We start from the raw sequence: 25,677 nt of genomic DNA, 5'->3' as shown, positions 1-25,677 counted from the left end.
GGCCGCCGAGGCTCACGGCTCTCCGCGCGCGCGGCCCGCCCGCTTCACGATCTCGTAGGCGCCGAGCATCGCCAGCGCGGTGACGAAGGGCACGACGTAGTAGCAGATCCGGAACAGCAGCAGAGAGCCCAGCACCTGCTCCCGCGGCAGGCTCGACAGCGCCAGCAGGATCGTCGCCTCGAACACGCCGAGCCCGCCGGGCGCGTTCGAGGCGATGCCGAGCATCGCCGCGAGGACGTAGATCGCCAGGAAGGTGGTGAAGCCGATGGAGAGGCCCGCCGGCATCAGCACGTACAGCACGGCGGCCGCCGCGCAGACGTCGCCGATGCCGACCACCATCTGCCCCAGGGAGACGGAGGCGCCCGGCAGCTCCAGGCGCCATTGCCGGATGGTGACGTGCCGGCGCTTGGCCGAGACCCAGCCGAGATAGCCGAGCACCAGGGCCAGCGCGAACAGCCCGACGCCCTGGTTGATCCGGATCGACGTGAAGGCGAGGCCCGCGAGCTGGCTCGCCTCGATGATCAGGCTCAAGCCCAGCACCACGCCCATGCCGAGCCAGAAGGTGAAGCCGGCGATGACCGTGAGCGCGGCGATCTTCGCCGCGGTGAGGCCCTGGCGCGCATAGATCCAGTAACGGATCGTGCCGGCGGTCAGCAGCGGGAAGCCGAGCGTGAAGCTCACCGCGTAGCTCGTGAACGAGGCGAGCGCGGTGATCCGGTAGGGCACCTTGATCCGCAGCTGTCGCAGGGCGAGCGCGTCGTAGCCGGTGAGGAAGAGGTAGCTGACGAAGACGAACAGGAAGGCGAGGCCGAGCTGGTCGGAGCTGGCCTCGACGAACGCCTTGCGCAGATCCGCCCAGGTGACGGTCTGGACCAGCTTCCACAGGACGCCGAGCGAGACGGCGAACAGGATGATGCTCGCCGCGGTGCCGAGCCAGGCGTAGCGGCTGCGCCGGCCCTTGCCCGCCGTGCCGTCGGCCGGGATCGGCGCGTCTGGCGCGGCCGTCTCGGCATGATCGCGCGTTCCGCGATGCTGATCGTGGACGTTCATTCCGATCGGCGTCCGCCTCCGCCGGATATCCCGCCCGGCCGGCGAGCGGGCCGCGGGTTCGATGCCGGATGTTTCGGGCCGTTGCCCGTTGCCCCGCATGTAGAACCATCGGCGCTCCAAGGCCAGCGACCGCACCGGCTCGTTCTCAATCGGGCACGGAAAAGCCGGTTCTCGCCGTGCCGCATGTCCGCAGGATGACGCCGGCCTCGCCCAACCCGGCGCGGATGCGCGCGGCCACGTCCGGCGCAGTGCAGACGTAGGTCGGGCTCGGATGCGGGATCGCGACCACCGGAAGACCCGGCCTCAGCGCGGCGATGGACTCACGCGCCATGCCGGCGACGCGGCCGGACAGGACGACGACGGCGAGGTCGGGCAGGAGCGCGAGCAGCGGGGCGAGGCAGGGCGCCGCGGCACGGATCTCGGAGCGGCGCGGCGCCCGGTTCAGGGCGCCCTCGGCATGGATCACGAACGGGATCGCGTTCCAGATCAGCGTGTCGGCCCGCGCGATCCCCGCCTCCGCGAGGAAGCGGAACAGGTTGGCCGCGGTGCCGGTGGGGTTGTCGCGCGAGACGAAGCCGGTGCGGACGATCGCCGGTCCCGGCGTCTCCAGCAGGAGCAGCAGGCGTGCCTGGATGCCGCCGTCGAGGGGATCCGGGTCGGGAACGGCGGCGTCGAACTCTCGGGCGATCCGGGCTGCCATCGCGCGGAGCGGCGCGACGTGGCCGGCATCGCGGATCGCCCGTCGCGCTGCCAGAACCTCCGGATCGGCCAGGCTCTTCGGCGTGCCGGGCTCAGGCGGCCGCATCGAACCCGGGACAGCCGTCGGGCAGGATGCCCGCGACCGAGACGCGTTCGCGCCCGCCCTCGGCGCGGAGACGGTCCATCAGCGCCGCGCGTCCGCCGAACTGGAAGCCGAGCTGCGTCGCGTAGGCGGCGCAGGCCTCGGCCTTCGCCTCCTGCGCGGCCCGATCGAGGTCGACCTGGCGGACCGGCAGGCCGGCGAAGGAGGCGGCGAGCGGCGCCTTCGGCACGGTGTCGCGCACCGTGTAGGGGAAATCCCGCCACCACAGCACCGGCTGCCGCGACCCGGTCCTGCGGAAGGCCGCGACCACCTGCAGGTGGTCGACATGGCCGCCGATCGCCTGCGGCGCGAGGATCAGGTCCGGTGCGATGTCGTCGATCAGCGCCCGGAAGGCGGGGACCAGGTGCTCGACGATGCCGTCGTCGGCACGGGGCTCGGCGAAGAGGTCCGGCGCCGAGCCGTAGCCGCGGTGCGGCGCCTCGCGGAACGGCAGGTGACGCACCTCGACCCCGAGGCAGCGGGCCGCCGCCTCGTCCTCGGCGCGGCGCAGGCGCATGTAGTCCACCGACGCGTCGAGCCCCTTGTCCAGCTGGCAGGCGAGCGCGAACCCGGTCGGGCCGGGGACGCTCTGCGTGAACACCGTCGCCATCACCACGCGCCAGCCCGACGCGGCCAGAATCGCCAGCGTGCCGCCGCAGGAGAAGGCGGCATCGTCGAGGTGGGGAGACAGGGCGAGCGCGGTGGGCATCGGATCGGGGCTTGCGGCTAGAGCAGGTGCGGCTCGGCGCGGAAGCGGCAGGCCGGATCGTGCGGGAGCGTGTCCGCGAAGTCCGTCGCCGGGGCCGCGTGCACGACCTCGCCGTAGACCGCCATGATCTGACGGCCGACCGCCGTCCAGGAGTACACCCGGCGGCACTCTTCTAGGGCGGCCCCGGCGAGGCGGCGGCGCAAGGTCGCGTCGGTGACGATCCGCGTCAGCGCCTCGGCCAGCGCCGGCACGTCGCCGGGCATCGTCAGGAGGCCGTTCTCCCCGTCGCGCAGGCAGTCCGAGACGCCGACCGCGTGGCAGGACACGACCGCGAGCCCCGCGGCCATCGCCTCCAGGATCGTGTTGGAGAAGCCTTCCGCGTAGGTCGGCGACACGAAGACGTCGGCCTGTCGATAGAGGCTCGGAACGGTGTCGTAATCGGCGTAGCCGGTGAAACGGATCTCGGCGTCCGAGAACCCGAGTTCCGCGGCCAGCGCGTGCGAGGACTCCACGTCGGGGCCGATGCCCGAGATCGTGGCGGCGAACGGCGTGCCGCGTTCGCGCAGGATCGCCAGGGCCTGGATGAAGTCGAGCACGCCTTTCCGGCGGTCGACGCGGCCGTGATAGAACAGGCGGACCGGTCCGTCATGGGGCGCCGGCAGGCCGTCGCCGCCGCGGGCGAACCGCGCGGTGTCGACGGCGCCGGGCACGATAGTGAAGCGGGCCGGGTCCGAGCCGAGCCGGTCGCAGACCTCGTCGACGAAGGAGGCGCCGCCGATCAGCAGGGCGTTGGCATGGGCCAGCACCGCGCACATCGCGACCCGATGGGTCTCGCAGCACGACCCGACCCAGTGCCCGTCGCCGCCCTGGATCGAGACCACGTTCGGCACGCCGAGCGCCTTGGACGCCAGCAGCACCGCCCACCCGGTCGGGTAGCCGTACTGCGCGTGCAGGACGTCGAAGGGCTTGCGCGCGTGCTCGTCGCGGATGGTCGCGACCATCGTGTCGATGTCGCGCTCGAAGTCGCCGCTCGTCTGCTCGCCGACCTGCTCGAGGCCGATCACCCGCACGCCCGGCACCGCGGGCGGCGGGCCGCCGCCGTAGACGCGGGTGCCGAACGCGTCGCCGCGATACTGCGAGACCATCGTCACGTCGTGGCCGGCCTGGACCAGCTCGCGCAGCAGGTTCTGCGCGTAGACGCTCATGCCGGAAATCGCCGGAAAGTAGCGCCGGCTGACGAAGCAGATCCTCATTGCCGCCGGGTCTCCTGGTCGTCCGGAAGGGGCGGCCCGTCGCGCCGGCAGCTGCGGAGGTATTCGAGCGAGGCCGGGATCATCGCGTCGGCGCGATGGCTCTCGCGCGACAGCTCCACGCAGATCAGCTTGTCGTAGCGGATGGCCTCCAGCGCCTCGAGGATGCCGGGCACGTCCATGTCGCCCTCGCCGAAGGGCAGGTGGATGTGCTCCCCGCGCTTCATGTCCTCGATCGCCACCGTGCCGATGCGTCCGGCGAATTCGTGGACCGCCGCCGCCGGGTCGCGCTCGCCGGTGACGAGGCAATGGCCGGTGTCGAGGGCAAGGCGCAGGCCTCCCACCTCGAGCGCGGCGAAGTCGTCCAGCGTCTCGATCAGCATGCCCGGCTCGGGCTCGAGGCACGGCACCACCCCCTTTTCGGCGGCGTAGGCCACGACCTCGGTCAATCCTTCGACGAGCCAGCCCCGCGCCTCGGCCGGGTCGACGCCCGGTCGCGGCACCCCGGCCCATAACGAGACCGCCTCGGAATGCAGCATCGCGCCGATGTCGATCGCACGCTTGAGGAAGCCGACGCGGCGCGCGCGGGCCGAGGCGTCTGCGGTGACGAGCGTCGGCTCGTGCTTGGCGCGCGGGTCGAGGAGGAAGCGGGCGCCGGTCTCGATCACCGAGCCGAGCTCCAGCTTCTCCAGGCGGCTCGCAACCCGGCCGGCCTCCGTCGCCCAGCCCTCCGCGAAGGGGTCGAGGTGGTGGATGTCGAGCGTCAGGGCGACGCCGTCGTAGCCGGCGCCCTTGATCAGGTCGATCGCGTCGTCGAGCCGATGGTTGGCCGCACCGTTCGTGTTGTAGGCGAAGCGAAGCGTCACGCGGCCCTCCCCGTCTGCTCCAGCCGGAACGGGGCATGGTGCGATTCCGGCTCGCGGTAGAGCGGATAGTGGCTGCCGACGATCGACTCCGCCAGCGCGGTGTCGAACAGTGGCTGGCCGCCGAAGCGCTCGATCGCCTCCGGCGTCAGGCGAACCGGCAGCAGGGTCTCGCTCGGGGTGCCGAACGTGATCAGCGGGTGGTCGCGCTCGATCAGCTTGCGGGCGTTGCGCTCGCCGATGCGGTAGTAGCTCATGGTCTCGACCTCGAGCCCCGGCACGATCGCCTTGACAACGCCGACCGCGCCGCCCACCGGCGAGCAGTCGACGTAGAGGATGTCGAACCCGGCCTCGTCGAGCCGGTCGCAGGCGATCTTGCCGCGCGCGTGACCGTCGGCGGCCGGGGTCGTCGGCAGGTCGGTGAACGCCTTGGTCGCCCGCTCGGAATAGACCGTGTCCTTCAGGACGTCGCGCAGGCCCTCGGGGGGCAGCACGATCCATTCGAGCATGGCCTTCAGCGCCCGGCTCTCCTCGAGGTCGAGGCTCGGCAGCGCCTTCTCGATGAACGCGCCGACGTAGCCCGGCGGCGTCACCCGCTCGGCGAAGGCGAGCGGCCCGTGGCCGAAGGCCTTGCGCACGCGGGCGGCCTGGAACTCGAGCAGCGCCTTGCGGAGCGCACGCTCGCGATCCGGGTCGCAGGCCTCGCCGCAGGCCGAGAGCGCGATCGGCACCGGGGCGTCGGCCGGATCCTTGTCGTAGCCGACGACGTAGAGGTTGGTCAGCCCGAACTGGTCGGTGGCGAATTTCGGCAGCGCCCGGATGCCGAGCGCGTCGAGGCGGTCGAGCATCGCCCGCGTCTCGGGTCCGAGGCCCTCCGAGACGTCGAGCATCACGCCCTGGTCGAGCGCACGGAACAGGAGGCCGTTGCCGTCGCGCTGCAGCAGCTCGAGGACGCCGTGGCCGAGCGCGAACGGCACGTCCGGCCCGGCACCGAGGCCGTTGGTGATCAGGTTGGTGAAGGGCTTGTAGCCCTCCGACAGCTCGAAATAATCGGTGGCCGCGATGTCGAGCGGCATCAGCACGATCGCACCGGTCCTGGCGCGCGTCGCCGCGGTCCATTCCAGCACCGTGTCGCGCCCCACCGGGGAGCCGGCCGGCAGGCAGAGGGTCAGCGGGTCGGCGACCGAGCCGGCGCCGTAGACCTTGACGAGGTCGTGGTAGCTCGCGCGCTCCTTCTTGCGCGGCATCACCGCGAGTGACGGCATCAGGTTCTCGGCGATCTCGGCGACCGCGCCGATCAGCGCCTCGTCGTCGGTGGCGCCGTAGCCGATGCCGGACGGCATCGCGCCGACGAAGAATGGATCGTCGAGGAACAGCGAGACGAACCAGACCGGGATGCCGGTGCGGTCGAGCGGCGCCAGGGGGAACCCGACGATCCGGCCCGGCGGAAGGATGTCGAGATAGGCGCGCACCGGCTCCGGCAGGTTCTGCGGCAGCCCCTCGATCCGGCGCGGGCCGCCGAAGCTGTAGGGCCGCGGCGCCTTGATGCGCGGATCGCGGGCGCGGTCGTCCTGGTCGTTCTCGGTCACGTGTTCGGTCCGTCTGCTGGGGCGAGCGCGCCGTAGGCCCGCGCGATCAGCCGCATGGTGTGGAGGTCGCGTGCCGCCGAGTAGGCCTCCCGCTCCGCCGGACGCCGCAGCGCCGAGCCGAAGGCCCGGACCTGCTCGGTGAAGGGCGACGCCTCGGCGTCGAAGGCGACGGGCTCGGAGGCGCCGGTCGCACTGTCGGTGAAGGTCACGGTGCCGCCGGCGGTCTGGCCCATCGTGTCGATCGCGGTGAGCAGACCCTTGGTGCCGACGATCTCGAGGCGGCGGCGCGGCAGCGCGTCGGGGCAGTTGTAGGCGACGTTGAGACTCGCCAGCACCCCGCTCTCGGTCCGCCCGATCAGCAGCGCGCCGTCGTCGACCGCGTAATCCTGGGCCCGCGCCTGCGTGAGGGCCGCGATGTCCATCAGCGATTCGCCGAGGAGGTAGTCGACGAGGTCGAGCCCGTGCGGCGCCAGATCCATCAAGGCGCCGCCGCCGGCCTGCGCCGGATCGATGCGCCAGTTGTCCTGGCCGGGGCAGGCCGCCCAGTCGCGCCCGAGCCAGCAGGCGTAGACGATGCGGATCGCCGTCACCGTGCCGAGCCGGCCATCGGCGATCCGGTCGCGCAGGGCGCGATGGCCGGGATGATGACGCTGATCGAACGCCGTGCCGTAGAACGCCCCCGACCGTGCGACCGCCGCGGCCATCGCCTCGGCGTCGCCGAGGCTCGCCGCCATCGGCTTTTCGCACAGGATCGCCTTGCCCGACACCGCCAGCGCCGCGACCGCCTGCCGGTGGAGGTGATTGGGCGTCGCGACGTACACCGCCTCGATCTCCGGGTCGGCGACCAGCCGGTCCAGGCTGTCGTAGGCGCGGGCGCCCTCGGCCTCGGCGGCGGCGCGGGAGGCCGCCCCCGGGTCGCACACCGCGACGAGGCGGTGCCCGGCGGCGCGGATGCCCGGCGCCATGTAGTCGCGGGCGACCCAGCCGTAGCCGACGATGCCCCAGCGGACGGCATCCATCACCAGCGCTCCGGGAGATCGACGAATTCCCGGCTGCGCACGCGTCCGATCTCCGCCGCCTCGAGGCCGCCGGAAAAGACCAGCCTTTCGGGACCGTCCGATCGCAGCGGGTAGGTGACGTGCGGCGCGTACTCGGCCTCGTAGCGCTCCGAGGGCCACGCGATGGCATACCCGCCCGTCTCGTCGCGGCGATAGAGCGGGTTGAGGACGAGGTCGGCGCCGGCCTTCGGCAGCGTCAGCCCGTCCACGACGGAACGCGGCGCCGGCCGCATCCCCGGCCCGGCGACCACCGAGAACGCCTCGCAGGCCCGCAGCTCCGACGGCGCGCGCGGGCTCGGCGCCCGCGCCGCGACCAGGGCTCGGGTCAGCTCGGCGTCGTCGTAGACGAGGGCATCGGGAAACAGCTCGGCGATCTCGTCGGCCGAGACGGCGCGGCCGGCCGAGAAGCCGGGGCGGTCGCTGTTGTGGATGTGGCTGAGCGCCAGCCAGCCGTCGTCGCCGGCGTTCTGGCGGAGGTTGTCGAGCAGCGTCGCCTTCTCGTCGAGGAAGTAGAAGGCATCGTTGCAGACGACGAGGTCCACCGGCGCGCCCGGGATCGGCCAATGCGCCGAGCCGGCATCGAAGCAGACGAGCTGCGCACCGGCGCCGACCACCCAGTGCCGGGCGACCCAGAGCTTGGCGAAGACCACGTCGGCGCCCGCGACCTTGCAGCCGCGCTGCTTCAGGGTGCGCAGGTAGTGGCCGATGCCGCAGGCGAACTCGAAGATGCAGACCGGATCGTTCCAGTGCGCTTCGAGCAGGGCGAGGCCGGCGAGATAGGTCGGGTCGCTCCACCGGTGCAGGAAGTAATCGCCGACGCGGCCCCAGCCGAGCAGGCGGACGGCATCGCGCAGGGTCGCCGTGGCGCGGCCGGCGATCAGCGCGGAGAGGTCGGCCGGCTCGGCCGGCGGGCCGGTCCACCAATCGTCCTGATCGGCGAGCAGGAGCGCGAGCGCCGCGTCGCCCTCGCCGGCGTCGAGATGCGCGAGAACGCGGGCGACGAGGTCGGCGCGGCCGACCCGGAGATAGGGGATGCCGTCGACCACCGGCCAGCGCTCGCCGGCTTCGGCATCGCGCAGGGAATGCGCGGTGTCGGGCTTCAGCGCATGGCCGGTCGCGGGCGACCGCAGGTCGAAGGGAATCATCGGAACTCTGATGCCGCGGGCGCGGTCACGGCAAGGACGGCATGGCGGGAATGGCGTCGTATGTCCGTCGCGGAACGAGCGCCGCGACGTCGGTTCTACGGAATGCGCATATCCGCGAGCACGCGATCGTGGAAGCCTTTGACCGGCCCGGCATGGACCAGCTCCATCTCGTCGAGCACCGTGCCCATGGTGAGCGAGGCCGCGCGCAGGTGCTGCGCGATCTGCAGCACGCGGTCGATGCAGTCGGCCGCATGGAACGCCCGGCCTTCCGCCGTCGCGTTGTCCGGCAGCACCGCACGAGCGCGCTCGACCGATTCCCGCAGCGGGCCGTCGAGCTCGTCGAGCGCCCATTGGGTCGTCCGCGCCATGATCGGGCCGAGATGGTCGCCGAGCAGCATCTCGCCGGTGAAACCAGCATCGGGCATCGCGGCGTTGTGGAAGTGATGCGCCATCGCGGCGAGGAACACGGTCGCCGGATCGGCCCGGTAGAACGGGCTCAGCACGACACCGTAGACCGCGACCACGAGGCAGTGCTCGGCATGGTTCTCGGGGGGCTCGAGCAGGATGCGGGGACGCCCGGGACAAGTGACGCCCGCCCGCGGCTGCTGCGCCAGGGCCGCGACGAAACCCGGCACCGTGCCCTGCGGATGCTCGGCACGATGGCGAAGCCGGTCGCGAAGCGCATCGCGCAAGTGAGGATCGAGTGCCGTCGTGACGCTGTCGAACCCCTCGACGAGGACGCCCGACACGGCCGCGTCCGGCAGGCCCGCAGCGGCCAGGAATGCGGCATCGAGATCGCACAGCCGGGTCGCGGCCAGAGCCGTCGCGGTGACGTCGAGCGCCACATCCTCGGCGGGTGCTCCGCCCGTCAGGGCACTCCAACCCTGCGCAAACAGACGCTCGGCGATGGAGCCGACGCGTCCGGCGGACCGGACGCGCTTGAGATCGTTCATCTCGACGAGCAGGTCGCGCAGCTCGGCGGGCGCCGCAGGCCCGGACGCGCCGGTCGCCGGAACGCCGTCCGACATCAGCGGTCGCCGTCCAGCCAATCGAGCAGCATCTTGCCCTGCTTGCCGAAATCGTGCTCGGGACCGTGGCCGTTCTTCACCATCGGCGCCTTGAAGAAGGTCGAAAGCTGCTCCTGCACGCCGCCGTCGCCGCGCTTCTTGGCGAGGTCGAGGACGCGGGCGATCTCGATGACGAGCGGGGCTGCAAGGATCGAGTCCTTGCACAGGAAGTTGACCTTCACCTGCATGCGCTGGCCCATGAAGCCGGTGATGTCGATGTTGTCCCAGGCTTCCTTGTCGTCGCCGCGCGGGCGGTAATAGTGGATGTGGACCAAGTGATCCTCGACCGGGTAGCCGAGGATCGAGTCGAGCACCGTGCCCTTGGTGTTGATCTTCGACTGCAGCGAGGCCGGGTCGTTGAGGGCAAGGCCGTCGCGGTTGCCAAGGATGTTGGTCGAGAACCAGCCGTCGACGTGAAGGGCGCGCGCCTTGAAGGCCGGTGCGAGAACCGTCTTCATCATGGTTTGGCCGGTCTTGCCGTCCTTGCCGGCCACCGGAACGTTCATCTCGGTGGCGAGCGACAGCAGCGCCGGCACGTCGGCGGCGATGCTCGGGGTGAAGTTGGCGTAGGGCACGCCGCTCTTGATCGCCGCATAGGCGTAGAGCATCGCCGGCGAGATGTGCTCGTCGCTGGTATCGAGGCCCTTCTCGAAGGCTTCGGTCGAGTTGAGCACGGCGGCGGTGAGGTCGGGCCAGCGCTCGGTGGAGGCGAGGTTCACCACCACGACCTCGTCGAGGTTGCTCTCCTGCTTGAAGCGGCGGAGGTCGGCGGCAATGATCGACACCGCCTCGCGATGGTCGGCGGCGACGATGCGGTTTGCACCGTCGATGTTCTTGCAGAACTTCGCGCTGCCCACGGCCGGCCAGGGCTGGATGCCCTTCAGCACCTGGGCACCGTTCTCGATGTCCTGCTTGGTGAGCACGCCGTGCCCCTGCGCGGCGGAGGCGAGATCGTCACCGTTCAGATCCCATCCGGCGAAGACGAGATCCTTGTAGTCGGCCATTCCGGCGACTGCGACGCCCGCGAGAGGCAGACCGTCGAGGCGGTTCGATCCGGACTTGATCATCTCGATGCCGGCGATGGCTGTGGTGGCGACGGCGCCACCCATGCCGACGAACGCAACGCCGACGCGACGACCGGTCTGCATGCTCATGGGGAGAAAATTCCTTAAACGCTTCGGACGCAGGGACTTCGAACGGGCCGATGCGGACCGCCCTGCGTGGCCCATGCTAACTGGCGCTCGGGTGCAACGTTCCAAGCCCGAATGCGACATCTTTGTGCCAACCTAGGGCTGAATGGGACCCGAACGGCTGGTTAAGAATGCGTGAAAAGAGAGCGTTAACCGCTCCTTAAGCGTGCCACGCTTGGATCACCGAGCCGTCCCATTGTGGTCACGGCATCCGGCGATAGAGCCGCCGCTTGATCGAAGCCCGGCCGATGAACGCCGCGGCACGAAAAGGACCAGCAATGGGGGTTTTCCCGGAGCCGGCGCTCTGCGCCGACGACGTGAGCCGACTCGTGCCTATCGAGTCGAATTGTGAAGTGAACACCGTGGTTTGGCTGCCGCGGGCCGTGTGCGGGACGCAGCGGAACGAGGCCAAATTTCGCCGCCCGTCCGCCCTGCGCCGCAGGAGCGCCGCGCTGGGGCTGGCCGCCCTGCTCGCCGGGTTCGTCGTGCCGCAGGCCGCCTTCGCGCCGGCGGCCTCGGCCCACGACCGGATCGACGAGCGTCCCCGCGCCGCGATCGACCTGGCCAGCGCCGGACCTCCCCACAACCCCTCCGAGTGGAGCGGCGTTCCCGTCATCGAGCAGGAACCGGCCACCAGCGCGCTGATCGCCGGCGACCTCGCCGCCCTGCCCCAGCCATCGCCGGAGACCGACGACACCATCCGTTTCGGCAAGGTCGGCGTGCCGCGCCGGATCGTCGACACGATCCTGAAGGCCGCCGCCGCAGCGGGCGTCGACCCGGTCTACCTGATGGCGCTGGCCGACAAGGAATCCAGCTTCGCGACCGACGTGAAGGCGCAGACCTCGTCGGCCGAGGGCCTGTTCCAGTTCGTCACCGCCACCTGGCTCGAGATGATCCGCGACTTCGGCGCCCGCTACGGCCTCGACGCCGAGGCGGCCGCCGTGAAGGGCCGCGGCGCCGCGATCACCGTCGCCGCGCCGATGCGCGACCGGGTGCTGTCGCTGCGCAAGGACCCCTACGTCGCCGCGCTGATGGCGGCGGAGCTGATCAAGCGCGACCGCGGGCGCATCGAAGCGCGCGTCGGCCGGGCGCTGACCACGTCGGAGCTGTACTTCGCGCATTTCCTCGGCACGTCGAGCGCCGGGCGATTCCTGACGATGAGCGCCGACCGCCCGGACGAGGTCGCCGAGCGCGAGTTCCGCAGCGCGGCGCGGGCCAACCGGGCGCTGTTCACGCAGAAGGCCGACAAGGCCGCCGGCAAGGCGCGGCGCCACCTCACGGTGGCCGAGGTCTACGACCGGATCGACGGCATGATCGACCGGCGCCTGTCGCGCTACGAGGGCGTCGCCGCCGTCGCGGCCGCGGTCGAGACGGCCGAGCCCGCGGCGGAGCCGCCGGCCCAGCGCGTCCAGGTCACCGAAGCGCTGCCTCCCGACGGCGAGTGATCGCTCAGGCGCCGGATCGCTTCGCGTTCGCGAGCTGAACCGGCGTGTTCTGCGCGCCCATCGCCTGCGCCATGTCGGCGGCCGACTGGCCGGCGGCGTCGCGGCGGTCCGGGTCGGCGCCGTGGGCGAGCAGCAGGTCGACGATCTCGGTGCGGTCGAACATCGCCGCGGTCATCAGCGCGGTGCGGCTGCCGTCGCCGGTGCCGTCCACCGCCGCACCGTGAGCGAGGAGCAGCGTCGCGATCGCGACGTCGCCCTTGAAGGCGGCGCCGGCGAGCGGGGTCTGGCCGCGGTCGTTGGGAAGTTCCGGGTCGCCGCCGGCCTCCAGGATGACGCGGGCGGTCTCGGCCTGGCCGTTGTAGGCCGCCAGCATCAGCAGGCTGTCGCCCTTGTCGTTGCGGATGTTGGCCGGAAGCCCCTGCCCGAACAACTCCGCCAGCTTGGCGGCATGCCCCATCCGCGCATACTGGAACAGACGACCGGCGAAGGCGACGGTCTCGTCGTCGAGGGCGGGCGGGGACGCGTCAGCGGACATGCAGCGATCTTCGAGCCAGGGGAGCGACACCGCCGATCTGGCGCCGACCCCCCGTCCTGTCCAGTCCGGTCAGGCCGCAGCCGAGACCTTCGGTGCGCTCAAGCCGCCGAAGCGGCGGTCGCGGCGGGTGAATTCGGCCATCGCGGCCGCGAGGTCGGCCTCGCCGAAATCGGGCCACATCCGCTCGGTGAAGTGGAGCTCGGCATAGGCCGCCTCCCACAGCATGAAGTCGGAGAGGCGCTGCTCGCCGCCGGTGCGGATCAGCAGGTCGACGTCTACCGGCGAGCCGTGCATCGCGCCGGCGATCTCCGCTCCGAACGCCTCGCGCGAGGCGGGCTGGCCGGCGAGCCGCGCGGCGGCGGCGAGGATCGCGTCGCGGGCGGAATAGTCGACGGCGATGCGCAGGTGCAGCTTGCGCCCGGCGGCGGTCGCGGCCTCGGCCCGCTCGATCGCCTCGGGCAGCCCGGCCGGCAGCCGGTCGCGGCGGCCGACGACGCTGAGGCGGGTGCCGGTGCGGGCGAGCCGCGCCGTCTCGTTGCGCAGGTAGACGCGCAGCAGCCGCATCAGGCCGCCGACCTCGTCGGCCGGGCGCTGCCAGTTGTCGCTGGAGAAGGCGTAGAGGGTCAGCGTGCCGATCCCGTGCTCGGGGCAGGCCTCGGCGGTGCGCCGGATCGCCTCGACCCCGGTGCGGTGGCCGGCGGCGCGCGGCAGCCCGCGCCGGGTCGCCCAGCGCCCGTTGCCGTCCATGATGATCGCGGCGTGAAGGCCCGGCCTGGTGTCGGTGGGGCTTTGCATCTTGGAAGGCTCCGGTCGGGGGCGGCGCGGATGGCGGGCGGTCGGCCGTCAGGCCGGGGTGGTGTTGAGGTGGCCGGATTCCGGCAGGCGGGCGGCCTTGGCGGCGTCGCGCACCACCTGTTCCAGGACGCCGAGGTACTCGAGGAAACGGGCCCGCCCCGCCGGCGTCAGCCGGCACAGGGTCTGCGGACGGTTATGGGCGTGGCCTTTCTCCAGGCTGACGAGATCGGCCTCCTGCAGCACCGCGAGGTGGCGGCTGAGGTTGCCGTCGGTGAGCCCGCACAGGCGCTTCAGGTCGGGGAACGCCAGGCCCTTCGGATGGCCGACCAGCGAGGTCAGCACGCTGAGCCGCGCCTTCTCGTGGATCACCCGATCGAGACCGTCGTAGGAGAAGCGGCCGTCGGCCCGATCAGAGATCGCCATCGCCGCCTCCTGTGCCGGACATCACGACGGCGAGCCAGCCCTGCCCGATGGCGAAGGGCAGGCCCATCAGCCAGGGCGAGAGCGCCCGGGTCTCGCCCGCGACCGCCAGCGCGGTCAGGCCGGCGAGAAGGTAGAACGCGCCCGCGCCCTGCACCGCCCGCGGCAGGATCCGCGCCGAGGCGAACAGGCCGAGGCCGACCAGCACCTGCCACAGGCCCGGCAGCATCCAGACCTGATCGGGGGCGAAGCGTGCGATCACCAGGGCGAGGCAGGCGCCCGCCCCGGCGGCGGGCAGGAACCCCTCGATCGCATTCCACACCATCGCGTCCGCCAGGCCCGAATGCAGCTGGCGCGAGCGCCGAACCGTCTCGATGCCGATGAGGCCGCCCGCTCCGCAGGCCGTCGCGATCCACAGGCCGAAGAACAGAAGCGGCCGCGCGTCCGGATCGCCGAGCCAGAGCGCCTGACCGCACGCGGTCGCCAGGGCGAGCACCCCGGTGGCGGCCAGGGCCGCCGAGCCGAGGCCGCGGAACGCGGTGTCCCGCGCGATCTGCGAGCGGATGGCGACGATGTCGGCCAGCGCCTTGTCGAGGTCGTGCATGGGCTCTCCGGCGTCGAATCGTGCTTTGCATTGCAAAGTAACCCGAGGCCGCATACGCGGCAAGCGAATTATTGCAACCCTTGGTTTCATTTGTGGCGAAATCGCTGGCATTCGTGGATCAGGGGGCGGCGCGACCTCGTAGTCGTCGACCGCCGTGACGGGCTGCGCGCCGCGAATGCGGCCCGCCCGGCGGCGACCGGGCCCGTCGCGAGGGCCCGGGCATCTGCCCGGATGTCTTCGCGCGTCTCGCAATTGCGCGAGGCAAGTGTTTTGTAGGGCGCGATTTCGTAAAACCGTGCCATCATCGCCGCGATCACCAGCGGGAGAGCATGATGGCATCCGAGAACAAGCGCGGAAATCGCGAGACGAAGAAACCGAAGAAGGTGGTTTCGAAGACGATTGCTGCGGCACCCTCGACGAAGGACATGGTCAGCGCCGCGATCAAGACCGCCGGCAAGAAGACCAAGTAGCGCAACAGTCGCTTTCGCCCGGCGCCCGGATCGCCCGGGCGATCGGCGCGCCGGGCCGCGGAAAAAGCGCCGGCGTTGTCATCCCGCTAACCGACGGCATGCCACCATTTGGCATGCTCGATCGCATCTGGACGACGGCCAAGGCGGTATTCGGGGTGGGCCTGCTCGTGGTCTGCGCACTGCTGGCTGCGCAGAAGCTCGATCGCGAGCGGGCGGAGCAGTCGGCCCAGGCCATGTTTCGCGCCGGCGGCCCCGAGGCCACCGGCTCGATCACGCCGTCGGCGCCGGCCTCGCAGACGCAGACGCCTTCGGAATAGCGCTCTTTTGGGGGCGCGCTACTCGGCGGCCTGCCGGGCGGAGTAGCCGAGCCGGCCGTTCAGCTCCTCGATCAGCTTGACCGCGGCCTCCGCGATCACCGTGCCCGGCGGGAAGATCGCCGAGGCGCCGGCGGCGTAGAGCGCATCGTAGTCGCCGGGCGGGATCACGCCGCCGATCACGATCATCACGTCGCCGCGGCCCTGCTCGGTCAGCGCGGCCTTCAGCTCGGGCACTAGCGTCAGGTGGCCGGCCGCCAGCGACGACACGCCGACGATGTGGACGTCGTTCTCCACCGCCTGCCGCGCGGCCTCCGCCGGCGTCGCGAAGAGCGGCCCGATGTCGACGTCGAAGCCGAGGTCGGCGAAGGCCGAGGCGATGACCTTCTGGCCGCGGTCGTGCCCGTCCTGCCCCATCTTGGCGACGAGGATGCGCGGGCGGCGCCCGTCGTTCTCCTCGAAAGCCTCGACCAGCCCCCGCACCTGCTCGACCGCTGGCGACATGCCACCCACCTCCCGCTTGTACACGCCCGAGATCGACCGGATCTCGGCCCGGTGCCGGCCCCAGGCCTTTTCCAGCGCATCCGAGATCTCGCCCACCGTCGCCTTGGCGCGCGCCGCCTCGACGGCGAGCTCGAGCAGGTTGCCCTCCCTCTCCGCCGCCGCGGTCAGCGCGGCCAGCCGCGCATCGACGTCGGCCTGGTCGCGCTCGGAGCGCAGGCGCTTGAGCTTGTCGATCTGCAGCGTGCGCACGTTGCCGTTGTCGACCCGCATCAGCTCGATCTTCATCTCGTCGTCGGGCTTGAACTTGTTGATGCCGACGATGGTCTGGCGGCCGGAATCGATCCGGGCCTGGGCCCGCGCCGCCGCCTCCTCGATCCGGAGCTTGGGGATGCCGGCCTCGATCGCCTTGGCCATGCCGCCGAGCTCCTCGACCTCGCGCAGGTGCTCCCAGGCGCGGGCGACGATGTCGGCGGTGAGCTTCTCGACGTAGTACGAGCCGCCCCACGGGTCGACGATGCGGGTGGTTCCGCTCTCCTGCTGCAGGAACAGCTGGGTGTTGCGGGCGATGCGCGCCGAGAAGTCGGTCGGCAGCGCCAGCGCCTCGTCCAGCGCGTTGGTATGGAGCGACTGGGTGCCCCCTTGCGTCGCCGCCATCGCCTCGATGCAGGTGCGGGTGACGTTGTTGAAGACGTCCTGCGCGGTCAGCGACCAGCCCGAGGTCTGCGAGTGGGTGCGCAGCGGCAGCGATTTCTCGCTCTTCGGCTCGAACTCCTTCACGAGCTTGGCCCAGATCAGGCGCGCGGCCCGCATCTTGGCGATCTCCATGAAGTAGTTCGTCGAGATCGCCCAGAAGAACGACAGCCGCGGGGCGAACTTGTCGATCGTCAGCCCGGCCGCCAGCCCCGCCTTGATGTACTCCACGCCGTCGGCCAGCGTGTAGGCGAGCTCGAGGTCGTTCGTCGCGCCCGCTTCCTGCATGTGGTAGCCGGAGATCGAGATCGAGTTGAACTTCGGCATCTTCTGCGAGGTGTAGGCGAAGATGTCCGAGATGATCCGCATCGAGCCCTTGGGCGGGTAGATGTAGGTGTTGCGGACCATGAACTCCTTGAGGATGTCGTTCTGGATCGTGCCGGCGAGCTTCTCCGGCGGCACGCCCTGCTCCTCGGCGGCGACGATGTAGAGCGCGAGGATCGGCAGCACCGCGCCGTTCATCGTCATCGACACGGTCATCTCGTCGAGCGGGATGCCGGAGAACAGCGTCCGCATGTCGTAGATCGAATCGATCGCCACGCCGGCCATGCCGACGTCGCCCGAGACGCGCGGGTGGTCGGAATCGTAGCCGCGGTGGGTCGCGAGGTCGAAGGCGACCGAGAGGCCCTTCTGTCCGGCGGCCAGATTGCGCCGGTAGAACGCGTTCGAATCCTCGGCCGTGGAGAAGCCGGCATACTGGCGGATCGTCCAGGGCTGGGTGACGTACATCGTCGGGTACGGCCCGCGCAGGTACGGCGCGACGCCCGGATAGGTGTCGACGAATTCCAGCCCGGCCCGGTCGTCCGGCCCGTAATGGGTCTTCACCGGAATGCCCTCGGGCGTCATCCACGGCTCCCCCGACGGCGGCGGCGGCACGGCGACGGCGTCCGCGCCCCAGGCGATCTCGGCGAAGTTCGGGATGCGGGAGGTCATGGGCGGGCTCTTCGAAGGGGGCCGGACTTTTCGCCATTATAGGCGAGACCCGATCAGACGCGACAGCCCTCTTCGACAAGGCGACACGGCGACAGGATATTCCGGTCGCACCCCTCCCCCGCAAAGGGGGAGGGAAGACGTGCCCTAAGCGATCACGCCGCCGTCGCCTCCTGCCCGCCCGCGCGCTCCTTCGCGAGCTTGGTCACCGCTACCTGATCGACCTTGCCGGTGCCGAGCATCGGGATCGCGTCGACCACTACCACCTCGGCCGGGATCGCGAGGTCGGGCGCGCCCCGGCCCTTGGCGAAGGTCTGGTAGGCGGCGCGCGTCGCGTCCTTGCGCTGGGTGAACAGCACCAGCCGCTCGCCCTTGCGCGCGTCCGGCACCGCGGCCACCGCGCTCGGGCTGTCCGGCCACAGGTCAGCGGCGGTCGCCTCGATGCCGGCGAGCGAGATCATCTCGCCGGCGATCTTGGCGAAGCGCTTGGCGCGGCCCTTGATCGCGACGAAGCCCTGCGCGTCGATGGCGACGATGTCGCCGGTGTCGTGCCACCCATCCACGGGAGCCTCCAGCACGCCGGGGTTCTCGGCGCGCAGGTAGCCGAGCATGATGTTGGGGCCGCGCACCACGAGGCGGCCGCCCTCCTCGATGCCGGGGACCGGGTCGAGGCGGTGCTCCATGCCCGGCACCAGGCGCCCGACGGTGCCGAAGCGGTTGAACATCGGCGTGTTGACCGCGACCACCGGTCCGCACTCGGTGACGCCGTAGCCCTCGAGGATGCGCAGGCCGAACTTCTCCGCGTAGGTCCGGCGGGTTGAATCCTTCACCGGCTCGGCGCCGGCCACGACGTAGCGCAAGCTGCGCAGGTCGTAGGCGTGCGCCACCTTGGCGTAGCCGGTCAGGAAGGTGTCGGTGCCGAACAGGACCGTGGCGTTCGAGCCGTAGACCAGCTCCGGCACGATCCGGTAGTGCAGTGGCGACGGGTAGAGGTAGACCGGCACGCCCGAGACCAGCGGCAGCACCAGCGCCGAGGTCAGCCCGAAGGCGTGGAAGATCGGCAGCACGTTGAACACCTTGTCGGATGGCCCAAAATCGATCCGGGCCGCGACCTGGGCGACGTTCGAGAGCATGCCGCGGTTGGCGACCATCACGCCCTTCGGCGTCCCCTCCGAGCCGGAGGTGAACAGGATCGCGGCCGCATCCTCTCCGGTCCGCGCCACGAGGGGCCTGCGCGCCGCCAGCAGCCCGCGGATCTTGTCGCCCGTCGTGATCGTGGCGCGCACGTCCTCCAGGTAGATCAGCTTGACCTTATCCTTGATCGCCTCGACGAGGGGCCCGAGGCGGCCCTTCTCGATGAAGGCGCGCGAGGTGAGGATCTTCGTCACCTGCGCCGCCGTGCACGCGGAGAGGATGTTGGCCGCGCCGGCCGAGAAGTTGATCATCGCCGGCACCCGGCCGGCGGAGGCCAGCGCGAAAAACGTCACCGCGGCGCCGTTGGCGTTGGGCAGCATCAGCCCGATCGCCCGCCCCTCCCCCGCCAACGGCATCAGCTTGCGGCCGAGGATGTTGGCGCCCATCACGAGGCGCGAATAAGTGAGCTTGCCCGAGACCGGATCCTCCAGCGCCGTGCGGCGCCAGCCGAAGCGCTCGGCGGCCGCGATCAGCGCCGTCATCACGCTCCGGTCGATGTCGGTGGTGTCGAACACCAGCTCGGACATGATGCCGTAGAGCGCCGCGCCCGCCGCCTGCCGGCGCGCCTTGCCCTTCAGCTCCGGGTCGACCCCGAGCTTGACCGGCGGCATCACCGTGACGACCACCTTCGGCCACCAGCGCCGCTTCACCTGATCGCGGGACAGCCGCGAGAACACGGTCTTCTCGAGCCCCTCGATCCGCACCGGCAGGACCATCGCGCCGGACTTGTCGGCGATCAGGCCGGCGCCGTCGTAGACCTTCATCAGGCTGCCGGTGACGGTGAGGCGGCCTTCGGGGAAGATGATCAGGGTCTCGCCGCCCTTCACCGCGTTGATCAGCGAGCGGGTGGCGAGCGGCCGGGTCGGATCGAGCGGCATCGCCTTGGTGACCCGCAGGAACGGCTTCACCCACCAGCGCTGCGCGATGCCGTGATCGACGGCGAAGACCGGCTCCTGGTCGAGCAGCGACAGGGCGAGCGGCGCGTCGAGGAACGAGACGTGGTTCAGGGCGACGATGCAGTTCGCGCCGGCCTTCTCGACGTTGTCGAGCCCGCGCACCTCGAGCCGGTAGAACGCCCGGAACAGGATCGACAGGAAGTCGCGGAACGGGCTCGTCTCCAGGGTGACGAGGACCACGACCGCGACGACGAGGTTGAGCACCGCCACGAGCGCCAGCAGCGTCGCGCTCGAGAAGCCGGCGCCCTGGAGCGCGGCGAGCGCCAAGGTGCCGCCGACCATGAAGGCCGCGGTCATCACGTTGACGGCGCCGATGATGCGGGCGCGCTTGTCCTTGTCGGTCCAGGCCTGCACCGCGGCAAACGACGGCACGATGTAGAGGCCGCCGGCCATGGCCAGCCCGAGGAAGTCGATCGCCACCCGCAGGCCGGAGCCCGTGCGCAGGAAGTTGGCGGCGCCGATCATCGCGCCGGGCTCGGGCGCGTGGTGGGCGACCGTCCAGGCGAGGTCGAGGCCGAACAGGGCCATTAGCAGCGCGCCGACGGGGGTGGGCAGCAGCACGATCCGCCCGCTGCACAGCCACGAGGCCAGGCCCGAGCCCAGCGCGATGCCGACCGAGAACACCGCGAGCAGCAACGTGACCACCGTCTCCGAGCCGTTGAAGTCGTGGCGCACCAGCAGCGGCAGCAAGGACAGCACCACCACACCGACGAGCCAGAACCAGCTGACGATGATCGAGCCGCGCCACAGGCGGCGGTCGCTCCAAAGGTCGCGCAGCAGGGCCACGGTGGAGCGCGCGACGTTGCGGTCGACCTGCAGGTCGGGCGCGCCCTCGCCGGTGCGCGGGATCGCCCGTGCCGCGAGCCAGCACAGCACGGCGAAGGCCATGATCAGGCCGCCGAAGACGAGGTGCGAGCCGCCCATGGCGCTGGCGAAGCCGGCGGCGATCGTGCCGAGCAGGATCGCGAGGAAGGTCGCGGCCTCGACCAGCGCGTTGCCGGCCGGCAGCTCCTCGCGGCGCAGGTGGTCGGGCAGGATGCCGTACTTGATCGGCCCGAACAGGGCCGCGATCGTCCCGAACAGCCCGAGCGCGACGAACAGGATCGGCACCGAGGCGAGGAAGAACCCGAGCACCGCGGTGCCGGCGGCGAAGATCTCGGCGAACTTCAGCCGCTTGGCGATCACCGCCTTGTCGTAGCGGTCGGCGAGCTCGCCCCCGAGGCCCGACAGGATGAAGAAAGGCCCGATGAACACGGCGCTCGCCAGCGTCACCAGGATGCCGGAATCGGAATCGCCGCCTTGCGAGACCTTGAACAGGATCAGGAAGGCGAGGGCGTTCTTCAGGAAGTTGTCGTTGAAGGCCGAGAAGAACTGGCACCAGAACAGCGGCGCGAAACGCCGGGCGGTCATCAGCGAACGGAACATGGCGGTCTCCCCGGCTGGGCCATGACTGGCTCAACCCGTGCGGTCGCGTCAAATCCCGGGCCCGGTGCGATCCACGCTGGACGACGGGATTTGAACAACGTGCAAACTAAGCGATCGCGGGCGGCGCGCAAGCTTGTTCTTGCACGCCGTGCAATCTATCGCTGCATCCCGTGCGCGACCGCACGGGACACCGCGGATGCATAGCGTGAAGACCGTTAAGAAGCGCGCCGCCGGCCCGCGCGGCGACGTCGACCGGGCCGGCTTCCTCGCGCTGGTCTGCGAGGCCGCCGAGGGCATCGTCCGGAACCAGGGCGTGCGCGCCCTCGGGATGCGGCCGCTCGCCGCCGCGATCGGCTACGCGCCGAACTCGATCTACAATGCGGTCGGCGATCTCGACGCGGTGCTGCTGCGGGTGAACGCCCGCACCTTCGCCCGGCTGCGGGACGCGCTCGCGGCGGCCCTCGACCCGGCGGGGTCGCCGCGGGCGAACGCGGCGGCCCTGGCCTCCGCCTACCTCGCCTTCGTCGCCGCGGATCCGGCGATCTGGAGCCTCGTCTCCGACCAGGCGCCCGCGCGCGGCGCCGCGGTGCCGGACTGGTACTGGGAGGCGTTGGCCTCCGCGACCGGCCTCGTCGACGGAACGCTGCAGCCGCTGCTGCCCGACGCCGCCGAGCGCGCCCAGGCGGTGGCCGCCCTGTGGGCGTCGCTGCACGGGCTCGCCTCGCTCTCGACCTCGGGCAAGCTCGGGGCGCTGACCGACGCCGCCCCCGCGGACCTCGCGCGGATGCTCGTCGCCCGCTTCCTGGCGGCGGATCCGGCGGGCTGATTGACCGCTCCCGCGAAACCGGGTTGTTAAGCGGAAAGTCCCTGAGAGATCGAGCGAACCATGGTCCTGAAACGCGTGCCGACGACGCCGTTCTCCGATCAGAAGCCGGGCACGTCCGGCTTGCGCAAGAAGGTCGCCCACTTCCGCCGGCCGCACTACGTCGAGACCTTCGTCCAGGCGATCGTCCAGTCCGTCGCCGGCCGCGAGGGCGCGACCCTGGTGCTCGGCGGCGACGGGCGCTTCTTCAACCGCGCGGTGGTCCAGACCACGCTGAAGATCGCCGCCGCCAACGGCTTCGGCCGCGTCCTCGTCGGCCGGGGCGGCCTGCTCTCGACGCCGGCCGCGTCCTGCGTGATCCGCAAAGCCGGCGCGATCGGCGGCATCATCCTCTCGGCGAGCCATAATCCCGGCGGGCCGGACGGCGATTTCGGCATTAAGTTCAACACCGCCAACGGCGGCCCGGCGCCCGAGAGCGTCACCGAGGCGATCTATTCCGCGACGAAGACGCTGACGGAATATCGCATCGCCGACGTGCCCGACCTCGACCTCGACCAGGTCGGGGCGACGCGGATCGGCGACATGATCGTGGAGGTGATCGATCCGGTCGCCGACTACGCCGCGCTAATGGCCGAGCTGATCGATTTCGACGCGATCCGCCGCCTGTGCTCCTCCGGCTTCCGCATGCGCTTCGATGCGATGAGCGCGGTGACCGGCCCCTACGCCCACGCGATCCTCGAAGGCATGCTCGGCGCCGAGCCCGGCACGGTGGTGAACGGCGAGCCGAAGGAGGATTTCGGCGGCCACCACCCCGATCCGAACCCGGTCCACGCCCACGACCTCTACCAGCTGATGCTCGGCCCCGACGCGCCGGATTTCGGCGCGGCCTCGGACGGCGACGGCGACCGCAACATGATCGTCGCGCCGGGCCTGTTCGTGACCCCGAGCGACAGCCTCGCGATCCTGGCGGCGCACGCCAGCGTCGCGCCCGGCTACGCATCCGGGCTCGCCGGCATCGCCCGCTCGATGCCGACGAGCCGCGCGGCCGACCGCGTCGCGGCCCGCCTCGGGATCGGTGCCTACGAGACGCCGACCGGGTGGAAGTTCTTCGGCACGCTGCTCGATGCCGGCTTGATCACGCTCTGCGGCGAGGAGAGCGCCGGCACCGGCTCGAACCACGTCCGCGAGAAGGACGGGCTGTGGGCGGTGCTGCTCTGGCTCAACATCCTGGCCGCGACGGGCAAGCGCGCCGACGCGATCGTGCGCGAGCACTGGGCGGAGTACGGGCGCGACTACTACACCCGGCACGATTACGAGGAGATCGCCTCGGACGCCGCCAACCGGCTGATGGACGGGTTGCGGGACAAGCTCGCGGAGCTGCCCGGCCGGCGGATCGGCGACGTCACGGTCTCGGCGGCGGACGATTTCCGCTACGTCGACCCGGTCGACGGCTCGGTGAGCGAGCGCCAGGGCATTCGCGTCACCTTCGCGGAGGATGCCCGCATCGTCTACCGCCTGTCCGGCACCGGCACGGCGGGCGCGACGCTGCGCGTCTACATCGAGCGCTACGAGGCGGCGCCGGACCGGCTCGAGCGGCCGGTCGCCGCGGTGCTGGCTCCGCTGGTCGCCGTCGCCCGCGAGCTGGCGGAGATCGAGGCGCTGACCGGACGGGCCGAGCCGAGCGTGGTGACGTGAGCCGGAACCGATCCCGGTAGACTACCGGTTGCGGAGGTGTCGGGCGGCGCTTGGCATATTGTGTGCCTCCCATGTCGGCACGAGCCCGCGCGGCGGAACGCAAGGAGGTCCTCCTTGCCCGTGGATCGGTGATGCCGTCCGATCGACGGAGGGCGTCGCCGTTTTCTTTCGTCGCGCGGATCGTTCCCGTTCCGCGATCGAAAAGTGCCCGATGGACAAGACTTCGCTCACGCGCCGCAACCTCATGCTCGGCAGCGCCGCCCTCGGCGCGCTCGGGGTGGGCTGGCCGCTCGCCGCGCCCGGCGCCCTCGCTCAGGGGGGCTCGGCGCCCGGCGGCAAACCCGCGGGCACCCTGACCTACGGCATCTCGATGTCGGACCTGCCGCTCACCACCGGGCAGCCGGACAAGGGCGCGGGCGGTTACCAGTTCACCGGGCTGACCCTCTACGATCCGCTGATCGCCTGGGAGCTCGACGTTGCGGACCGCCCCGGCAGGATGGTGCCCGGCCTCGCGACGTCCTGGGAGAGCGACCCGGCCGACCGCAAGAACTGGACGTTCCACCTGCGCGACGGGGTGAAGTTCCACGACGGCTCGGCCTTCGATGCGGACGCGGTGATCTGGAACTTCGACAAGGTGCTCAACAAGGAGGCGCCGCACTTCGACCAGCGCCAGGCCGCCCAGGTGAGGCCGCGCCTGCCCGGCGTGGCGTCGTATCGGAAGCTCGATGCGATGACCGTGCAGGTGACGACGAAGACCGCCGACAGCCTGTTCCCCTACCAGATGCTGTGGTTCCTGATCTCGTCGCCGGCCGGGTTCGAGGCGGCCGGGCGCGACTGGTCGAAGTTCGCGTTCCAGCCCTCCGGGACCGGGCCTTACAAGATCGGCCAGCTCCAGCCCCGCGTCCGCCTCGAGCTCGTGGCGAACGAGGCCTACTGGAACCCCAAGCGCGCCCCGAAGCTCGCCAAGCTGACGCTGGCCTGCGTGCCCGAAGACCTCGCCCGCGTGAACGCGCTCCTGTCGGGCAACGTCGACCTGATCGAATTGCCCGCGCCCGACGCCGTGCCGCGTCTGAAGGCCGCCGGCATGCGGATCGTCGGCAACGACACGCCGCATGTCTGGAACTACCACCTCTCGATGGTCGAGGGCTCGCCCTGGCGCGACATCCGCCTGCGCAAGGCCGCCAACCTCGCGATCGACCGCGACGGCGTGGTGCAGCTGATGGGCGGCCTGGCCGCCCCGGCCGTCGGGCAGGTGCAGGCGTCGAGCCCGTGGTTCGGCAAGCCGACCTTCCAGATCAAGACCGACGTCGCGGCGGCCAAGACGCTCGTGGAGGAGGCCGGCTTCTCGGTGAAGAACCCGGTCAAGGCGACGATCCTGATCCCCACCGGCGGCACCGGGCAGATGCTGTCCCTGCCGATCAACGAGTTCATCCAGCAGAGCTGGGCCGAGATCGGCATCCAGGTCGAGTTCAAGACCGTCGAGCTGGAGGTCGCCTATACCGGCTGGCGCCAGGGCGCGGCCGACCCGAGCCAAAAGGGCGTCTCGGCCGGCAACATCGCCTACGTCACCTCCGATCCGTTCTACGCGATCCTGCGCTTCTACGATTCGCGCCAGATCGCCCCGAACGGCGTGAACTGGAGCCACTGGAAGAACGCCGAGGTCGATGCGCTCTGCGACAAGGTCAAGGCCAGCCTCGACCCGGCGGAGCAGGACAAGCTGCTGGCCCGCATCCACGAGATCGTGGTCGACGAGGCGGTGCAGGTCTGGGTCGTGCACGACACCAACCCGCACGCGCTCTCGCCGAAGGTGAAGGGCTACACCCAGGCCCAGCACTGGTTCCAGGACCTGACGACGCTGGCGTGATGGGGCGGCGCGGGTTTCCTTCGCTACCGCATCTGCTGCGCGATCCGGTAGCCGCCAGGATCACCTTGCCCATCACCGACCGGGCCTGGGACGGGTTCTCCTCCAGCCAGTTCGACAGGCCCTCGTTCAGCACGTTCTCCACCGCCGGGCGCACCTCGGAGGAGACGAGCTTGTCCTTGGTCTGCGACGAG

General features: G+C 70.9%; 22 protein-coding genes and 1 pseudogene. 5 read left to right on the top strand and 18 right to left on the bottom strand.

The genetic code is table 11. The features are described 5' to 3' along the window. Nucleotides 1–12: 12 nt before the first annotated feature. The 10 genes from MKK70_RS12510 to MKK70_RS12465 form a co-directional block, all read right to left on the bottom strand. The gene (locus MKK70_RS12510; RefSeq protein WP_147842486.1) at nt 13–1,050 is read right to left on the bottom strand and encodes a lysylphosphatidylglycerol synthase domain-containing protein; all 1,038 of its coding nucleotides are present in this window, start codon (nt 1,048–1,050) and stop codon (nt 13–15) included. 145 nt (nt 1,051–1,195) lie between these two features. Continuing rightward, a complete protein-coding gene (locus tag MKK70_RS12505) occupies nt 1,196–1,855 on the bottom strand; it encodes a uracil-DNA glycosylase (protein ID WP_243948068.1) in 660 nt (219 codons plus the stop codon). Next, nucleotides 1,842–2,600, bottom strand: a complete 759-nt coding sequence (locus tag MKK70_RS12500) for a PIG-L deacetylase family protein (protein ID WP_243948066.1) — start codon at nt 2,598–2,600, stop codon at nt 1,842–1,844. The genes MKK70_RS12505 and MKK70_RS12500 overlap by 14 nt, the downstream gene beginning before the upstream one ends. A gap of 17 nt (nt 2,601–2,617) precedes the next feature. Continuing rightward, a complete protein-coding gene (locus tag MKK70_RS12495; protein ID WP_243948064.1) occupies nt 2,618–3,853 on the bottom strand; it encodes a glycosyltransferase family 4 protein in 1,236 nt (411 codons plus the stop codon). Beyond that, entirely contained in the window at nt 3,850–4,716 is an 867-nt protein-coding gene (locus tag MKK70_RS12490; protein WP_243948063.1) for a sugar phosphate isomerase/epimerase family protein, read from the bottom strand. The genes MKK70_RS12495 and MKK70_RS12490 overlap by 4 nt, the downstream gene beginning before the upstream one ends. Continuing rightward, a complete protein-coding gene (locus MKK70_RS12485; RefSeq protein WP_147727063.1) occupies nt 4,713–6,302 on the bottom strand; it encodes a YcaO-like family protein in 1,590 nt (529 codons plus the stop codon). The genes MKK70_RS12490 and MKK70_RS12485 overlap by 4 nt, the downstream gene beginning before the upstream one ends. After that, entirely contained in the window at nt 6,299–7,321 is a 1,023-nt protein-coding gene (locus tag MKK70_RS12480) for a Gfo/Idh/MocA family protein (RefSeq protein ID WP_243948061.1), read from the bottom strand. The genes MKK70_RS12485 and MKK70_RS12480 overlap by 4 nt, the downstream gene beginning before the upstream one ends. Next, nucleotides 7,321–8,505, bottom strand: a complete 1,185-nt coding sequence (locus tag MKK70_RS12475; protein WP_243948059.1) for a class I SAM-dependent methyltransferase — start codon at nt 8,503–8,505, stop codon at nt 7,321–7,323. The genes MKK70_RS12480 and MKK70_RS12475 overlap by 1 nt, the downstream gene beginning before the upstream one ends. A gap of 95 nt (nt 8,506–8,600) precedes the next feature. Continuing rightward, entirely contained in the window at nt 8,601–9,533 is a 933-nt protein-coding gene (locus MKK70_RS12470; RefSeq protein ID WP_243948058.1) for an HD domain-containing protein, read from the bottom strand. Then, the gene (locus tag MKK70_RS12465; protein ID WP_147728787.1) at nt 9,533–10,726 is read right to left on the bottom strand and encodes an inositol-3-phosphate synthase; all 1,194 of its coding nucleotides are present in this window, start codon (nt 10,724–10,726) and stop codon (nt 9,533–9,535) included. The genes MKK70_RS12470 and MKK70_RS12465 overlap by 1 nt, the downstream gene beginning before the upstream one ends. A 314-nt stretch (nt 10,727–11,040) precedes the next feature. Here MKK70_RS12465 and MKK70_RS12460 point away from each other — a divergent pair, with 314 nt between their 5' ends. Further along, on the top strand, nt 11,041–12,207 hold the full coding sequence (locus tag MKK70_RS12460) for a transglycosylase SLT domain-containing protein (RefSeq protein WP_243948055.1): 1,167 nt from the start codon (nt 11,041–11,043) through the stop codon (nt 12,205–12,207). 4 nt (nt 12,208–12,211) lie between these two features. Here the strand turns inward: MKK70_RS12460 and MKK70_RS12455 are convergent, their stop codons facing one another. The 5 genes from MKK70_RS12455 to MKK70_RS12435 all read right to left on the bottom strand — a co-directional run bounded on the left by MKK70_RS12455 (nt 12,212) and on the right by MKK70_RS12435 (nt 15,036). After that, the gene (locus MKK70_RS12455) at nt 12,212–12,742 is read right to left on the bottom strand and encodes an ankyrin repeat domain-containing protein (RefSeq protein ID WP_243948054.1); all 531 of its coding nucleotides are present in this window, start codon (nt 12,740–12,742) and stop codon (nt 12,212–12,214) included. Between the two features lie 69 nt (nt 12,743–12,811). Next, on the bottom strand, nt 12,812–13,537 hold the full coding sequence (locus MKK70_RS12450; RefSeq protein WP_147859727.1) for a di-trans,poly-cis-decaprenylcistransferase: 726 nt from the start codon (nt 13,535–13,537) through the stop codon (nt 12,812–12,814). A 48-nt stretch (nt 13,538–13,585) separates the two neighbouring features. After that, nucleotides 13,586–13,960 (bottom strand): transcriptional regulator, encoded by a 375-nt coding sequence (locus MKK70_RS12445; protein ID WP_147727150.1) that lies wholly within the window; start codon nt 13,958–13,960, stop codon nt 13,586–13,588. Then, nucleotides 13,947–14,561 carry a hypothetical protein gene (locus MKK70_RS12440; RefSeq protein ID WP_243948051.1) on the bottom strand — a complete coding sequence of 205 codons (615 nt, stop codon included), beginning with the start codon at nt 14,559–14,561 and terminating at the stop codon, nt 13,947–13,949. Before MKK70_RS12440 ends, MKK70_RS12445 begins: the two co-directional genes overlap by 14 nt. 313 nt (nt 14,562–14,874) lie before the next feature. Next, nucleotides 14,875–15,036, bottom strand: a complete 162-nt coding sequence (locus MKK70_RS12435) for a hypothetical protein (RefSeq protein ID WP_187274878.1) — start codon at nt 15,034–15,036, stop codon at nt 14,875–14,877. A gap of 108 nt (nt 15,037–15,144) precedes the next feature. Between MKK70_RS12435 and MKK70_RS12430 the strand changes: the two genes are divergently transcribed. Then, nucleotides 15,145–15,348: a hypothetical protein gene (locus MKK70_RS12430; RefSeq protein ID WP_147727153.1), complete on the top strand. Its 204-nt coding sequence runs from the start codon at nt 15,145–15,147 to the stop codon at nt 15,346–15,348. Between the two features lie 18 nt (nt 15,349–15,366). Here MKK70_RS12430 and scpA read toward each other — a convergent pair whose 3' ends face one another. Both scpA and MKK70_RS12420 read right to left on the bottom strand, forming a co-directional pair. Further along, nucleotides 15,367–17,532: a methylmalonyl-CoA mutase gene (scpA, locus tag MKK70_RS12425; RefSeq protein ID WP_243948049.1), complete on the bottom strand. Its 2,166-nt coding sequence runs from the start codon at nt 17,530–17,532 to the stop codon at nt 15,367–15,369. 152 nt (nt 17,533–17,684) lie between these two features. Further along, complete coding sequence (locus tag MKK70_RS12420; RefSeq protein ID WP_243948047.1) at nt 17,685–21,104, bottom strand: acyl-[ACP]--phospholipid O-acyltransferase; 3,420 nt, start codon at nt 21,102–21,104, stop codon at nt 17,685–17,687. Nucleotides 21,105–21,309: 205 nt separating this feature from the next. Here MKK70_RS12420 and MKK70_RS12415 point away from each other — a divergent pair, with 205 nt between their 5' ends. From MKK70_RS12415 to MKK70_RS12405, 3 genes are all read left to right on the top strand, one after another. Then, nucleotides 21,310–21,930 carry a WHG domain-containing protein gene (locus MKK70_RS12415; protein WP_243935944.1) on the top strand — a complete coding sequence of 207 codons (621 nt, stop codon included), beginning with the start codon at nt 21,310–21,312 and terminating at the stop codon, nt 21,928–21,930. Nucleotides 21,931–21,990: 60 nt separating this feature from the next. Next, the gene (locus MKK70_RS12410; RefSeq protein WP_243948038.1) at nt 21,991–23,622 is read left to right on the top strand and encodes an alpha-D-glucose phosphate-specific phosphoglucomutase; all 1,632 of its coding nucleotides are present in this window, start codon (nt 21,991–21,993) and stop codon (nt 23,620–23,622) included. Nucleotides 23,623–23,833: 211 nt separating this feature from the next. After that, nucleotides 23,834–25,486: an ABC transporter substrate-binding protein gene (locus MKK70_RS12405; protein ID WP_243935940.1), complete on the top strand. Its 1,653-nt coding sequence runs from the start codon at nt 23,834–23,836 to the stop codon at nt 25,484–25,486. Nucleotides 25,487–25,534: 48 nt separating this feature from the next. Here MKK70_RS12405 and MKK70_RS12400 read toward each other — a convergent pair. Beyond that, nucleotides 25,535–25,677, bottom strand: a pseudogene (locus tag MKK70_RS12400) (hypothetical protein); the annotation flags it as partial.

The organism is Methylobacterium sp. E-041, assembly GCF_022829665.1.
Classification (GTDB): Bacteria; Pseudomonadota; Alphaproteobacteria; order Rhizobiales; family Beijerinckiaceae; genus Methylobacterium.
The sequence above is the reverse complement of the archived record's forward strand: the minus strand, read 5'-3'. Positions and strand labels throughout refer to the sequence as shown.

Coding starts and splice junctions, on each gene's coding strand:
- MKK70_RS12510 (WP_147842486.1), bottom strand. CDS start 1,050: ATGAACGTCCACGATCAGCATCGCGGAACGCGCGATCATGCCGAGACG.
- MKK70_RS12505 (WP_243948068.1), bottom strand. CDS start 1,855: ATGCGGCCGCCTGAGCCCGGCACGCCGAAGAGCCTGGCCGATCCGGAG.
- MKK70_RS12500 (WP_243948066.1), bottom strand. CDS start 2,600: ATGCCCACCGCGCTCGCCCTGTCTCCCCACCTCGACGATGCCGCCTTC.
- MKK70_RS12495 (WP_243948064.1), bottom strand. CDS start 3,853: ATGAGGATCTGCTTCGTCAGCCGGCGCTACTTTCCGGCGATTTCCGGC.
- MKK70_RS12480 (WP_243948061.1), bottom strand. CDS start 7,321: ATGGATGCCGTCCGCTGGGGCATCGTCGGCTACGGCTGGGTCGCCCGC.
- MKK70_RS12475 (WP_243948059.1), bottom strand. CDS start 8,505: ATGATTCCCTTCGACCTGCGGTCGCCCGCGACCGGCCATGCGCTGAAG.
- MKK70_RS12470 (WP_243948058.1), bottom strand. CDS start 9,533: ATGTCGGACGGCGTTCCGGCGACCGGCGCGTCCGGGCCTGCGGCGCCC.
- MKK70_RS12465 (WP_147728787.1), bottom strand. CDS start 10,726: ATGAGCATGCAGACCGGTCGTCGCGTCGGCGTTGCGTTCGTCGGCATG.
- MKK70_RS12460 (WP_243948055.1), top strand. CDS start 11,041: ATGGGGGTTTTCCCGGAGCCGGCGCTCTGCGCCGACGACGTGAGCCGA.
- MKK70_RS12455 (WP_243948054.1), bottom strand. CDS start 12,742: ATGTCCGCTGACGCGTCCCCGCCCGCCCTCGACGACGAGACCGTCGCC.
- MKK70_RS12450 (WP_147859727.1), bottom strand. CDS start 13,537: ATGCAAAGCCCCACCGACACCAGGCCGGGCCTTCACGCCGCGATCATC.
- MKK70_RS12445 (WP_147727150.1), bottom strand. CDS start 13,960: ATGGCGATCTCTGATCGGGCCGACGGCCGCTTCTCCTACGACGGTCTC.
- MKK70_RS12440 (WP_243948051.1), bottom strand. CDS start 14,561: ATGCACGACCTCGACAAGGCGCTGGCCGACATCGTCGCCATCCGCTCG.
- MKK70_RS12430 (WP_147727153.1), top strand. CDS start 15,145: ATGCTCGATCGCATCTGGACGACGGCCAAGGCGGTATTCGGGGTGGGC.
- scpA (WP_243948049.1), bottom strand. CDS start 17,532: ATGACCTCCCGCATCCCGAACTTCGCCGAGATCGCCTGGGGCGCGGAC.
- MKK70_RS12420 (WP_243948047.1), bottom strand. CDS start 21,104: ATGTTCCGTTCGCTGATGACCGCCCGGCGTTTCGCGCCGCTGTTCTGG.
- MKK70_RS12410 (WP_243948038.1), top strand. CDS start 21,991: ATGGTCCTGAAACGCGTGCCGACGACGCCGTTCTCCGATCAGAAGCCG.
- MKK70_RS12405 (WP_243935940.1), top strand. CDS start 23,834: ATGGACAAGACTTCGCTCACGCGCCGCAACCTCATGCTCGGCAGCGCC.